We start from the raw sequence: 14,060 nt of genomic DNA, 5'->3' as shown, positions 1-14,060 counted from the left end.
TTTGAGTGTTAAATGCTCTGTTAGTTAAAGCAGGTATTTTAGTGTATCGTATGCTTTGCGAAACCGTTTGTTTTGTAATTCAAATAGCAGATAGCGTTTTATATAAAGCAGCAGTAGCTTTTTTTTAGCGATTGCAGAGTATGTGAAATTTTTGATGATAAGGTTAAAATCGCTGATAACCATTTCCATGCGTGCTTTGGCGTTGATCATGCTCCATACACCCCCTTCATGCCTGCGGTAACAACTCATTACTTCGGGCATTACGTAAATTTTGCCCCCGGTATTATGGGTGGCCCAAAGTTTAAACATTTTATCGCCTGCAAAACATTCAAAAAACCAGGGTGTGGAAAACACCTGCGTTGTTTCAGGTATGTTGCGATAAACTACAGTTGCCGTTTTGGTTTCTTCCTGTTTTCCCGCCAGTAAATCAGCATAGGTATGTATTAGCGGCGTTGGGTTAGGATGAACATAAAGTGTTTTATTGCTGGTGTTTATTACTTTATGATAATGGCAGCATATAATGAATTCGGCATTGTTTTCTAAAAAATTAACCTGCTTTTGCAGTTTATATTCATTGGTCCAGTAATCGTCTCCCTCGCAAAGTGCTATATATTTACCCCTGCATTGCGCAAGGCAATTAATTAAGTTTTTATGCGTGCCCAGGTTGGTGGGGGAGGCTACAAGCTTTATCCTGCCGGGGCGGGTTTCTGCATAGAGCTTAATTATTGATTGAGTTTTATCTGTCGAGCAATCATCGCCGATAATGATCTCATATTTGAAGCTGGTTTTCTGCATCAAAAAGCTCTGAATGGCTTCGGCGATAAATTTTTCGTGGTTGTAAGTAATGCAGAGTATACTTACCATTATCTCTTCATCAATCATACTGATCCATTTACATTCACAGCTGTCACGTTTATTTCAGATTCGATTTTATCGGTAACCAGCGTGCCAAAATGTTTGGGTTTGAAATTATTGTCAAAGTTTTGGGCACGTAACAACAGCCTGCAAATAAGATCGAGATCTGAGAGCGATAGCGTGTGATACAGCGGCAGGCAAACTACCCGCGAGGCTATGGAATCGCAAACAGGCATCGGCTGTGTTTTTACATATGGCAGTGATGATAGCGAAGGGTAAAAATACCGTCTGCAATAGATCTGCGCCAGCTCTAATTTTGCTTTACTCTGATGCATCAACGCCTCTGTTTGAAAAACTATAGGGAAATATGCATAATTGTAATCCTGTTCGTTTTCAAGTTTCTGGAACTGAACATCCAGGTTTTCCAGGCGCTGCAGATATTGCTCATACAAATACCTTCTTTTTTTAAGTATTTCGTCAACATGGCGCAGGTTACACAAACCCATTGCTGCATGAAACTCGCTGTTTTTTGCGTTGATACCCTCTTCTGAAAAAGTGTCAACCCCCGAGTATCCAAAGTTGCGCATCAGGGCCATGGTTTTCAATAATTCGGGGTCCTGGGTAAATACTGCTCCGCCTTCAATAGTGTGGTACAATTTGGTGGAGTGGAAGCTGGTTACGCTGATATCGCCATATTCAAATACCGAGCGGTTTTTGTAAAAGGTACCAAAGCAGTGTGCCGCATCGTATATCACCTTAAGGTTATGTTTATCGGCAATGGCCTGTATGGCAGTTATATCGCAGGGGTTACCAAATACGTGTGTTGCCAGTATAGCTGATGTTCGTGGGGTGATTGCAGCCTCGATTTTTGTAGGATCGATGTTGAGGGTTCCGGGATCGATATCTACGAATACCGGTTCACAGCCCTGCCATACAACAGCGCTTGTGGTAGCAACAAATGAAAATGGTGTTGTGATAATTTCCCCGCTTAATTTAAGCGCTTTAATAGCCAGTTGCAATGCTATTGTACCATTTGTAACAAACAGCATATGGCTAACACCCAGGTATTGCTTTAATTTTAACTCAAGGGTATTTACAAGCGGGCCATTGTTGGTGAGCCATTGTCTTTCCCAGATACTTTTTACATAAGCTCTGAATTCCTTTTCGGCAGGGAGAAATGGTTTGGTTACGGGAATCATCGTTTTAGGATTAATTGGTTAAAATCTTTAATAGCAGAAAGCTTAATTAATAAACTGGCTCCGTAATAAACTACGGCAAATACTATGAGTAATATGCCAATTTGCATAGTAGGGATGAAAAAATCGTTGATCAGGAGCCTGTCAAGAAAATAACAGCACAGACCAATACCCCCGGCTAATGCCACTGTAGGTAAAATATCTTTTACCTGTTCGGTAACCGGGTAGTTAATTAAGCGTCCGCTGTAAATGGAATTGATGTAGTAGGCTATCACATTAAAAAACAACTGAAAGTATAACAAGCCATAGATCCCGAAGGGAATAAAACACAGGATCCCGACAACGCTCAAAACCTTTTTAATAACTTCTAATCTTAAAAACAAAGCGCTTTGCCCCATTACTTTCAGCACATTTAAGTTGTATGAGTGCAGGGGGTACATGATACCGCCTATGCATAATAGCTGGAAGATAGGGACGGCCGGTAACCACTTGTCTGTTAGTAAAATATGGAACAGTGGCTTGGCAATGATACACAGCATGATGAGTGCCGGAGCATTCCAGAATACTACCTGTTGCATGAGCCGTTTATAAACGTTTTTTAACTGTACCGGATCGTTTGATATTTCTGCGAACATAGGGTAGGTAACCTTATTTATAGCTGCCGAAATATTGCTAATAGGCAGCTGGCTTATTGAATCCGCCCGGCTGTAATAACCAAGCTGGGCTGCCGAAAAAAACTTACCTATAATGATCAGGTAAATGTTTTGATAAACTGTATCAATTAAACCCGACAGCGTCATTTTGTAGCCAAAGTGGATGTGTTTTTTAAAACAGGCCTTATCAAATATCAGTGCAGGTCGCCAGCTTGAAGTGATCCAGTGTATGGCTGTTGATAAAAAAGAGGTGCATAAGCCCATCCATACCAGGCTCCAAACGCCGTATCCTAATTTTGCAAGTACGATGCCTAATATTCCGCCGCCAATGGCCGATGGGATTTGAATGTTAGTTTGTTTTTTAAACTTCAAATCCTTAACCAGCAAGGTGCTTTGTACCCCAAAAAATGCGTTTATGATCAAAATTAAGGTGTAAACGCGTACAACAGAGGTTAACAGCGGCTGATGATAAAAAGCAGCTATCAGGGGCGCTGTTATAAAAAGTATCAGGTAAAGGATACTGCTGCCAATGATATTAAAATAGAAAACAGTTGAATAATCGCGCTGATCGGCATTGGTGGTACGGATCAGGGAAGCTGTAAGGCCGCCATCCAAAAGGCTGTTACCCACCGATATAAATAGATACAGCATAGCTATCAAACCAAATTGCGATGGCTCCAGGATCCTGGCCAGGAATATGGAGATGCCAAAGCTTACCACTTTTGAACTTAATTGCTGCCATAGCGCCCACACTATGCCAGATACCGCTCTTTGTTTATAACTCATGATTTTTAAAGCCGCGCGTTAACAACCTCTTCTGGTAAAAATGCCTTCAAATCGTACAATACAGCATTAGGTTTGCAAAGCGCTTTTACATTCATTTCTTTAAACTCCTCGTGGGCAACGGCAAGTAAAACCCCATCATAGGTGCGCGTTTTTGATTCGCCGTTTTCGCAGATGATGCCGTATTCTTTCTGTGCATGTTCTGCGTTGGCCCAGGGATCGTGAATATGCACTTTGACTTTATATTCTTTCAGTCGTTTTACAATGTCTATCACCCGGGTATTCCTTACATCGGGGCAGTTTTCTTTAAACGTGAAACCAAGGATTAACACCTCACTATCCGTTATTGAAGTGCCGCGGCAAATCATCTGTTTAATAAACTGGTCGGCAACATAGCTGCCCATTGAGTCGTTAATGCGGCGGCCGGCAAGTATAATTTCGGGGTGATAGCCTGCTTCCTGCGCTTTTTGTGCAAGATAATAAGGGTCAACGCCGATGCAGTGCCCGCCAACAAGACCCGGCCTGAAATTTAAAAAGTTCCATTTTGTACCTGCAGCTTCCAATACCTTGTGGGTATCGATGCCCAGCTTGTTAAAGATCATTGCCAGCTCGTTCACAAAAGCAATATTTATATCGCGCTGGGCATTTTCAATTACTTTGGCTGCTTCGGCAACTTTTATTGAATGGGCCTTAAATGTGCCGGCGGTTATAACTGACTGATAAAGCTTATCTATAGTTTCGGCAGCTTCAGGAGTTGAGCCGGAGGTTATTTTGCGGATCTTTGATACCGTATGCAATTTGTCGCCCGGATTGATCCTTTCAGGCGAGTAACCGGCAAAAAAATCAACATTATAAGTAAGACCTGATACTTTTTCCAAAATGGGCATGCATTCATCTTCCGTTACCCCTGGATATACGGTTGATTCGTATACCACAATATCGTCCCTTTTTAAAACCTTGCCTACTGCGCGGCTGGCATTTATTAGCGGAGAAAGGTCTGGGCGGTTGTTTTTATCAACCGGGGTAGGTACTGTTACAATGTAAATGCTGCACTGCCTCAGTTTCTCAAGCTCGTCGGTAACATATAAACCGGTTGCCGTTGTGCAAACAGGTGTAATTACCGCGTTCAATTGTTCGGAGTCGATCTCCAGGGTGTGGTCAATACCCGATTTGAGTTCATTAATGCGGTCCACATTAATATCATAGCCAATGACCTTGTATTTTTTTGCAAATTCAACTGCCAGGGGCAGGCCTACGTAACCAAGACCGATAATGCCTAATTTAGGTTGATAATTCTCAATTTTCATGATTTCCGCTAATGTTATGAACTGATAAGTTTTGGATTGAAATGCGTGTTACTAAAGCGCAATTGATGGTTTCAAAAACCATTAATACATTTTTGCCCTGTATCTGCAGCACCTTACCCATTTGATTTACAAGAGCGCCATCTTTTATTTTAACCGTATCGCCAACACTGAGATTTTGAAGGCTTATAATTTCCATATCTTTGTAGCGTATGAGGTTTGTCCTGATCTCGTCTATCACATTATCCCTTACTATTGCAGGTTTGCCCATGTAGTAAACAAAACCTAATGCCCCCATAACGTAAAGTGCTCTTGATTGCTCATATGCATCAACATGAACAAATACATAGGAACTAAACAGCGGGACACTGACCTCCTTTTTCCTGTCCGACCATTGATTTACTATATCTCTGACCGGGCAATAACATTCAATGCCATTTTGCTTTAAAAGCTTGTCCACCTTTTTTTCCCATCGGGGCTTGGTGTAAATAACAAGCCATTTTTTTTCATGATAATTTGTCATGCGAAATTGCGGTGCTCTTAATTGGGTTTCCATAAAATGATAAAAGTTGGATCGGGGTGTTGACGGCCTGCTACAGCTTCGCCAACTCACTCACATCCTACAGAGTGATGATTGTGTTATGCAGAAGCGTATCAATTGAAATTATTGACCTGGCTGCCTGGTTTATAACTGCTGTAACCTGCGCCGGCTGTGGCTCCGCCAATCCAGTCACATTGGTTAGGCGGTGATAAAAAATAATTGAACTAATGGTTTATAATACTCGTCGGGTTTACCGGTTATTTGGTTTATAGTTGCAACTTACGTTGCCTGTGGCTCCGCCAATCCAGTCACATGGTTAGGCGGAAGATGAAAATAATTTGAACTAAAGGTTTACAATAATATTTAGCGGTTTTACCCGTTAATTTAAAACTTAAATAGTTGTTTTTACCCTGCCTGCGGCTTCGCCAATCCAGTCACACTGGTTATCTGCAAGTAAAAAATAATGGAACTAACGGTTTATATATCTCCGGTTTTACCCGGTTATTTGGTTCATAACAGTGGCAACTTAGGTTGCTTGCGGCTTCGCCAATCCAGTCACATGGAACAGCGGTATTCAAATAAAACAATCGAACTAATAGTTTATAATATTAGTCCCGGCTTTATGGCATGTAAAAATGAAAGCTATCAGCTGCCATAAGCCGATGCGTATCCGTAACCGCCGTAGGCATAGGCCTGCCGATTTTCTTTCTTCGCATCGTTAAACACTACCATAAGGTTATTTAATTTATCATTATCGTAAATATCCCTCAGGATACTTAATTGTTCGGTGTTGGTATAATTATAGCGTACAATATAAATGCTCAGTTCGGCGTATTTGGCCAGGCTAAAAGCGTCGGCTACGGCGCCAACAGGCGATGTATCAAGCACGATATAATCAAACTGGGTTTTGCACCAGCCAAAAAGCAGGTCAAGCCTTTTATCTGATAATAATTCGGCCGGATTAATCGCCTTGCTTCCGGCCCCCATTACAAAAAGGTTGTCGGCCTCGTTATAAGCCTGGATACATTCGGCCGGCGAATTGGTATTACCGGTAATAAAATCAGTAATGCCTTTGGTTTGCTCCATGTTAATATTCTTCAGCAAATCGGGTTTGCGAAGGTCAAACTCCATGATCAACACCTTTTTATTGAGCATTGCAAGGGTTAATCCCAGGTTAATACTGAAAAAAGTTTTTCCTTCGCCTTTCATAGACGATGTAACCAGCATGGTTTTATGTTGTGTTCCCTGGTTCAGGAAGCCGATATTGCTCCTGATATACCTGAATAACTCTGAAATATTGGTATTACTTCCGTTTGAGATAACTACAGAACTGTTGTCTTCATAGTTATGGCATAGCTCGCCAAGGATTTTAATTCCTTTAATGTTGAGCAAGCTTGACTGATCTTTAATTTTTACGCTGAATTTATCCTTCAGGAAAATGAAAACACCAGGCATGAGCAATCCGGCTATGATTGCGAATAAATAAGTGAGTTGCTGTTTGGGGAATTCAGCTACCGGGTTGGCAGCAGGTTTATCAATCAGTTGTGATGAAGGGATTGTGGCAGACAAGGACAAAGCCGTTTCTTCCCTTTTTTGCAGCAAATATTGATATAAATTGGTTTTCACCCCCTGCTCACGGCTTCGCTGTAAAAGCCCCCTTTCAATTGACGGAACCGAGCGGATGCGCGAGTCATATTGTGCGGAATTTTCCTTGAGTAATTGATGCCCGATAGAGAACCCTTTTTTGATGTTGGTAAGGTTTTCGAGGATATTGACACGCAGGGAGCCTATCTGGTTACTCAGGTTCTGAACAAGCGGGTTGTCAGGGTTTGCACTGGTAAGCATGCGGTTTCTTTCTAACTGAAGATCGTTGAAACGGCTAACCAATGTGTTTAACGCCTGATCTTTTAATCCCATGGTGCTGGGCACAGCATTATATTGGTTAGCCGAGTTTTTTAAATACGCTTCAATTGAGTTCACAATACCCAATTGAGTGTTTGATTCTTCAAGTAACTGGTTATACTCGGCAGATTTTGTCAGGTTTACCTGTGTGCTTGTATTTATTTCAGCAGCGCTGTTTTTTTGTTTAAAGGCTTCAATATCGCCTTCGGTATATGAAAGGTCGTTCTCCAAATCGTGTAGCCTTTTATCGATAAATAATATGGTATTTACAGCTGTAACGTTTTTCTTAACAACATTTTCGGCATTGTATGTAGATATGATGTTGTTTAAAATATCAACACCTCTTTCGGGTACGGCGTCAACCAGGCTTAAGGTTAAAGTGTTTGATTCTTTAATAACAGGGTTAACCTGTAATAACCCAGCGCTATAGGAGGCGGCAAGCCTGGTCAGGTTGTTAAATTGGATAAGTATGGGTGTTCCATTATTTGCGTAGCCCGGGCCCTTTTCTACCTTAAATGAGTAATCTTTATGATTAATTATTTGGTTATAATTATAGATCCAGGTTTTATTTTCTTCCTTAAGCAAAAATTTACCTTGTGAATATGGCTGCAGATACAGTTGTTTCAGATAAGCAGCTTTGCCGAGCCGTTTGATTGTGACATTAAAGGGCCGTTCGTCGCCATATAGCTCTTTTGTTGTAAAGCCGCTTTCATCAAAATATGAGGTTTCCATATTCAGTTTTGCGAAAACCTTATAAATCAAATCTTTTGAACGCAGTACCTCCATTTCGTTATCCACAGTTTTGGTTTCCTGGAACATGTTCAGATCACTAAATGCGGTTGCTTTTAAAATACCGTCGCCTTTTTTATCGTCGGGTATCTGGAGGGTGCTTGTTATTTTATAAAGCGGGGTAACGTAGTTCAGGTATGTCCATGCAGCGGCTAAACAAATAACCATGCTTATCAGGAATATATACCAGCCATTTAAATAAGGCCTGATGTTTGACCTGAACTTGTTGCCTGGCAAAGGCTCTTTTAAAATAAAATTATTATCCATATCAACCGTTGTTAGGTATCACTAAACTTTATTATCTTTTTAAAAGCACTGCAGCCAATACAGCTAATGCCGAAATTGAAGCAACTACTATTGGTGCCAGCCGTGTGTTCTGGCTATATTCAACTGCCTTTGATTTATCAGGCTCTACATATACAATATCATTTTGTTTAAGGTTGAAGTAAGGCGAATCCATTGATTCAATCTTGTTGAGATTAAGGCGGTTCATTGTTCTGCGCCCGTTTTCAGTGCGGATCACCAGCACATTTTCCCTTTTTCCATAAACTGTCATATCACCGGCCATGCCCAATGCTTCAAGTAAGTTTACATTTTCATCAGTTATTATAAATGTTGATGGTTTGTTAACCTCGCCTATCACACTTATTTTAAAATTCAGAAGCTGGATATCAACCACCGGGCTTTTAACAAATGCGGCTAATTTTTTAGCTATCTCGGCCTGGGCTTCCTCTATGGTTTGTCCTTCGATTTTGTAGTCGCCTATAAGCGGTAAATTCACAAAACCATTTTCATTTACTTTATATCCGGTTTGAGTTAGCGGAACACCTGATCCCACATTTTTGTTGCCATTGAATAACAGGTTTGATTCGGGATTTAAGCTGTTAACGGTAACACTCAGGATATCTTTCTGATGAATGATCACTGCTCCTCCCATATTGCTATTTACAGCACCTGTGTTTGCCATGTTGCTGAAATAAACGAGGTTACGGCTCCCGGCGCAGCCGGTCATCAACAGTAGTGCTGTAATGAAACAGTATGTATTAATTTTTTTCATCATCAATAGTTTAAAGAGTTTAGGGAACTATTTGAACTGGTTTATTTGGTTAATCAAATTTATCTATTTGGGTAACGATAGTATACGGTTTTAGTCGATTGCCGCTTTTTTGTAAACATGTATCTTAGTCTTTACAGAACATGTAAAGCGGCAAAGCGGACATGTGTAAAGGGTTGAGAAAAAAGTGTCGTATTTACGGTATTTAAGCTGTATTTTCCTATAATAAGGGATACAACTCAGGAGAGTAGCGCACAAAAAAAGCAGGTTTTCAGGCCTGCTTTTTTGTGTTTGTTTGGATTAATTGTTACAAATTATTCCACCGTAACTGACTTGGCCAGGTTACGGGGCTGATCAACATTACAGCCCCGTTTTACGGCTATATGATAGGCAAGAAGTTGTAGTGGGATGGTAGCCAGCAGCGGTAAAAAAGCTTCGTCGGCATCGGGGATCTCAATACAGTGATCGGCCATGTTTTTAACCTTGACATCGCCCTGGGTAACAATAGCTATCACAATTCCCTTTCGGGCCTTAACCTCCTGTATATTGCTGATCACCTTTTCGTACGATGAGTTTTTGGTGGCGATGAAGATCACTGGCATCTGTTCGTCAATTAACGCGATGGGACCGTGCTTCATTTCGGCAGCGGGGTAACCTTCGGCGTGGATATACGAGATCTCTTTTAATTTCAGTGCCCCTTCCAACGCCACCGGGAAACCGAAGCCCCTGCCTAAAAACAGGCAGTTGGGTGCATTTTTTATTTTGGATGCGATGTCTTCAATCAAATCGTTATCCTGCAGCAGCGTTTGTATTTTATCGGGGATGGTATCCAACTCTGTTAGCAGATTGGTGAGTTTGGCCGGTGTTAAGGTACCTTTATGCTGCGCTATATACAATGCTATTAAAGTTAAAACGGTAACCTGCGCTGTAAAGGCCTTTGTTGATGCTACACCTATCTCCGGGCCGGCATGTGTGTAAACGCCTGCATCTGTTACGCGCGGAATTGAGGCGCCAACAACATTACAGATCCCTAAAATTGTCGCGCCCCGTTCTTTCGCTATCTCAATGGCGGCCAATGTATCAGCAGTTTCGCCCGATTGTGATACCGCCATCACAATATCCTTATCCGTGATTATGGGGTTGCGGTACCTGAATTCGGAGGCATACTCAACCTCTACTTTAATGCGCCCATATTCTTCAATAAGGTATTCGCCGGTTAAGCCGGCATGCCATGAGGTACCGCAGGCAATAATAATTATCCGTTCCGCATTTTTAAGCTTGTCGGTATATTGTTTAATGCCGCCTAACTCTACTTTTCCTTCAAGCGGGAAGATCCGGCCGCGCATACAATCCCTTATCGAACGCGGCTGCTCAAAGATCTCCTTCATCATGAAATGTTCAAAGCCCCCTTTCTCTAATGATTCAAGTTTGAGTTCCAGCTCCTGGATCAACGGGGTTTGTACAACGTTATCCAGTTTCTTTATCAACAGTCCGTCGGGCTTTACCAAAACTATTTCGTTATCTTTTAAATACACTACATTTTTAGTGTATTCGATAATAGGAGTGGCATCTGATGCAATAAAATACTCACCCTGCCCAACACCAATAACGAGGGGACTGCCTTTTCGCGCAGCAATCAGCTGATCGGGGTTTTCCCTGTCCATAATTACTATGGCATATGCGCCTATTACTGTATTTAAAGCCAGGCGTACAGCCTCCAGCAGATCTGTTTGTTCAATATTTTGAATTTCCTCAATTAAATGGATCAGAACTTCGGTATCAGTTTCACTTTTAAAAGTATGCCCGCGGGCAAGCAGCTCTTCTTTAAGGATCAGGTAGTTTTCGATAATGCCGTTGTGGATGATGTGCAGGCGGTTATCATTTGAACTATGTGGATGAGAATTGGCATCAGATGGTGCGCCATGTGTAGCCCACCTGGTGTGTCCTATAGCAATATGACCACTTTTGTCCTTGTCGGCGGTGTGGGCTTCAAGACAGGCCACCTTGCCGGTTTTTTTATACACGTTGAAACCTGTATTATTTATGATAGCAATACCAGCGCTATCATAACCACGATATTCTAATCGTTTGAGACCGTTTAACACAACCGGCCACGCATCTCTTGACCCGATGTAACCAACAATTCCGCACATAGTTTTAAGGCTTTAAATGATAAATTCAGTTTATAATTACTTGGTAAGTAAAATTATTTAATCAGCTGTCAATAAAATATAAGCTCCGTTCAATTGCCCGTAAATTGTAAATCTGGCTGCATTTTAAGCGTTTAAAGATGTAAAAGGATATAAATTACTTTACATTTTAGTTGGGTATGGAGTAATGGTAAAATAGTTGGGGGTATTTCTTGTTAAATGAGTGGGGGACAGATTTACATAAGGTTACCATACTGTATTCCTGAATTTGAAAATTCCGCGCCATATTTTGGTTGTGAAGTTTGTTGCCTGATTTTACAGAATGATATACGATTGCAGCTACACTGTTTTATATCATTTAATTTTCAGTTAGGTTTAATTAACCAATAGGACCTGACAATGATATTCAACTCATTTACATTTCTGCTGTTTTTTCCTGTAGTAACAGTTTTATATTTCCTGTTACCGCATAAATTCAGATGGCTGTTGCTGCTTTCGGCAAGCTGTTATTTTTATATGTTCTTTAAGGCTATATATATCCTTATCCTGTTTTTTACTATAATTATTGACTATACCGCAGGTATCTACCTTGAAAAAGTTAACGACCCTAAAAAGAAGAAACTGCTGTTAATACTTAGCCTTACGGCAAATATTGGGGTACTGGCCGTATTTAAATATTTCAACTTTTTTAATGCCAATTTATCGGGGATATTATACTGGATGGGGTACACTAACCCAATCCCGTTTTTACAGATCCTGCTCCCAATAGGCTTGTCATTTCACACTTTTCAGGCCATGAGTTACACCATTGAAGTGTACCGGGGGCACCAAAAGGCCGAGCATCATTTCGGTATTTATGCTTTATATGTAATGTTTTATCCGCAACTGGTTGCAGGGCCAATCGAGCGACCACAAAATATGTTGCATCAGTTTAAAGAGGACCATCATTTTAATACGCTCGATGTTTCTGAAGGGTTAAAAAGGATGCTGATCGGTTTTTTTAAAAAAGTTGTTGTTGCCGACAGGTTATCTATATATGTAAAAACGGTTTTTAGCAATTATCCAGAGCACGGATCGGCCACAATTGTGCTGGCCTCTTTGTTTTTTGCGGTGCAGATCTATTGTGATTTTTCAGGGTATTCGGACATAGCCATAGGAAGCGCCCGGGTAATGGGCTTTAAATTGATGGAAAACTTCAGGAGGCCATATTTTGCAAAAAGTATAAGCGAGTTTTGGAGCAGGTGGCATATTTCGCTTTCAACCTGGTTTAAAGATTATGTGTATATCCCTTTAGGTGGTAATCGGGTTAGTAAAGGTCGCTTGTATTTTAATCTGTTTGCGGTGTTCATGATCAGCGGGTTGTGGCATGGCGCCAACTGGACATTTATTGTGTGGGGCGCTTTACACGGGTTTTACCTCATCTGCGGAATGGCGACTCAAAAATGGAGGGCTACCCTGGCGGATAAAATGGGTTTAGGAACTGGTTTTTGGGCTAATTTTTTAAACATCTCCTTTACAATTTTGCTGGTTACCGTAAGCTGGATCTTTTTCAGAGCTGTTTCATTACAACAGGCCTGGGGTTTGTTAAAAGGAGTTTTTGTTTATAAATCAGGCTTTTTTATAGGCGAACCTACTTACTTTTTATATGATTTTATGGCGATAGCTGCCTTGTTTCTTTATGAATTAAAACAAGAGTACAATCTTCATTCACTACGTTTTTTGCATAATGAAAATTGGGGGGTCCGCATGGCTTCCTATTTAGGGTTGATTTTTGTAATCCTGCTGTTTGGCGTTTTTGATGGCGGGCAGTTTATTTATTTTCAGTTTTAAATTATGAAGCAGTTGAAAGCAAATAGCAATAAATTTTTTACCAGGTTGCTCATCATGGTGATAGCTTTTGTAGCCATTGATCAGATAACCGGAGCGATGCTTTATTATTTTTTTACTCACCAGGCTTCGGGCGAATATGCTGTGGCTAATCATGTAGTTTATAATTTAAATGAGGATGTACTGGTGTTAGGGAGCTCAAGGGCTTCGCATCACTATAACTCTTCATTGATAAAAGATAGTTTGAAATTAAGTTGTTTTAATGGGGGCAGGGATGGCGAGGGGCTTTTATACAGTACCGCGATATTCGAGCTGGCATTGCAGCGCCGTATCCCCAAGGTGATTGTTTTAGATGTAACCAGCGATGTGTTAAGTGAAAAGGAAGATGAAAAAAGCAGGCTTTCTATACTATTGCCTTATTTAAAACAATCGAACATTGTTGGCAATATGATTGAAAAGAAAGGCAAATTGGAGTTGTTAAAAAGCCATCTTCAAACTTACCGCTATAATGGCCAGGTGGTTTCGATATTTCAACATTACTTTTTATCATCAGGAAACGCTGTTATGGGGTTTGATCCTCTGACTAATAAAATGGATGCAAGTAAGGTTTCAACCCGTACATCGCTTAAGCCATATTCCGACAGTATATCGGCCGATAATGTAGATGCGTTGAATTTGTTTATAAATGAGTGTAAGCAGCAAAAAATTCAATTGTTTGTTTTTGTATCACCAAGATATAATGATGATACCCAACAAAATTCTTACCTGAAAATGAAAAGTATCTGCAATAGCAACCATGTTATTTTTCATGATTTTACCAACGATGCATATTTTAAAAACCCGGAATATTACTCGGACAGGGCGCACTTAAACAGTAGGGGAGCCAATTTGTATACCGATACAATTGTGGCTTTCATGAAGAAAAGATTGAAGCCGGCAGTTAACGTTCAATACCTTAGCAATAACTAAACCCGTACCCTCAATTAATATTGCGCAGTGCACTCCG

At 40.7% G+C, this 14,060-nt stretch carries 10 protein-coding genes; 2 read left to right on the top strand and 8 right to left on the bottom strand.

Features of this window, described 5'->3' with window-relative positions:
- Window positions 1-24: 24 nt before the first annotated feature.
- From AC59JO_RS00330 to glmS, 8 genes are all read right to left on the bottom strand, one after another.
- Window positions 25-882 (bottom strand): glycosyltransferase family 2 protein, encoded by an 858-nt coding sequence (locus AC59JO_RS00330; RefSeq protein WP_497302743.1) that lies wholly within the window; start codon window positions 880-882, stop codon window positions 25-27.
- Window positions 879-2,054 carry a DegT/DnrJ/EryC1/StrS family aminotransferase gene (locus AC59JO_RS00325; protein WP_497302742.1) on the bottom strand — a complete coding sequence of 392 codons (1,176 nt, stop codon included), beginning with the start codon at window positions 2,052-2,054 and terminating at the stop codon, window positions 879-881. The genes AC59JO_RS00330 and AC59JO_RS00325 overlap by 4 nt, the downstream gene beginning before the upstream one ends.
- Entirely contained in the window at window positions 2,051-3,490 is a 1,440-nt protein-coding gene (locus tag AC59JO_RS00320) for a lipopolysaccharide biosynthesis protein (protein ID WP_497302741.1), read from the bottom strand. Before AC59JO_RS00320 ends, AC59JO_RS00325 begins: the two co-directional genes overlap by 4 nt.
- Before the next feature lie 5 nt (window positions 3,491-3,495).
- Window positions 3,496-4,794, bottom strand: coding sequence for a Vi polysaccharide biosynthesis UDP-N-acetylglucosamine C-6 dehydrogenase TviB (gene tviB, locus AC59JO_RS00315; protein WP_497302740.1), 1,299 nt, complete (start codon window positions 4,792-4,794; stop codon window positions 3,496-3,498).
- Complete coding sequence (locus AC59JO_RS00310) at window positions 4,784-5,347, bottom strand: UpxY family transcription antiterminator (protein WP_413668644.1); 564 nt, start codon at window positions 5,345-5,347, stop codon at window positions 4,784-4,786. Before AC59JO_RS00310 ends, tviB begins: the two co-directional genes overlap by 11 nt.
- 630 nt (window positions 5,348-5,977) lie before the next feature.
- Window positions 5,978-8,290: a GumC family protein gene (locus AC59JO_RS00305; protein WP_413668643.1), complete on the bottom strand. Its 2,313-nt coding sequence runs from the start codon at window positions 8,288-8,290 to the stop codon at window positions 5,978-5,980.
- 31 nt (window positions 8,291-8,321) lie between these two features.
- Window positions 8,322-9,080 carry a polysaccharide biosynthesis/export family protein gene (locus tag AC59JO_RS00300; RefSeq protein WP_413668642.1) on the bottom strand — a complete coding sequence of 253 codons (759 nt, stop codon included), beginning with the start codon at window positions 9,078-9,080 and terminating at the stop codon, window positions 8,322-8,324.
- 311 nt (window positions 9,081-9,391) lie between these two features.
- Window positions 9,392-11,230: a glutamine--fructose-6-phosphate transaminase (isomerizing) gene (gene glmS / locus AC59JO_RS00295; RefSeq protein ID WP_497302739.1), complete on the bottom strand. Its 1,839-nt coding sequence runs from the start codon at window positions 11,228-11,230 to the stop codon at window positions 9,392-9,394.
- Between the two features lie 396 nt (window positions 11,231-11,626).
- Between glmS and AC59JO_RS00290 the strand changes: the two genes are divergently transcribed.
- Window positions 11,627-13,057 carry an MBOAT family O-acyltransferase gene (locus AC59JO_RS00290; RefSeq protein WP_497302738.1) on the top strand — a complete coding sequence of 477 codons (1,431 nt, stop codon included), beginning with the start codon at window positions 11,627-11,629 and terminating at the stop codon, window positions 13,055-13,057.
- A gap of 3 nt (window positions 13,058-13,060) precedes the next feature.
- On the top strand, window positions 13,061-14,023 hold the full coding sequence (locus AC59JO_RS00285) for a hypothetical protein (protein ID WP_413668639.1): 963 nt from the start codon (window positions 13,061-13,063) through the stop codon (window positions 14,021-14,023).
- The last annotated feature ends 37 nt before the right edge of the window (window positions 14,024-14,060 follow it).

The organism is Mucilaginibacter sp. A5337, assembly GCF_059690695.1.
The sequence above is the reverse complement of the archived record's forward strand: the minus strand, read 5'-3'. Positions and strand labels throughout refer to the sequence as shown.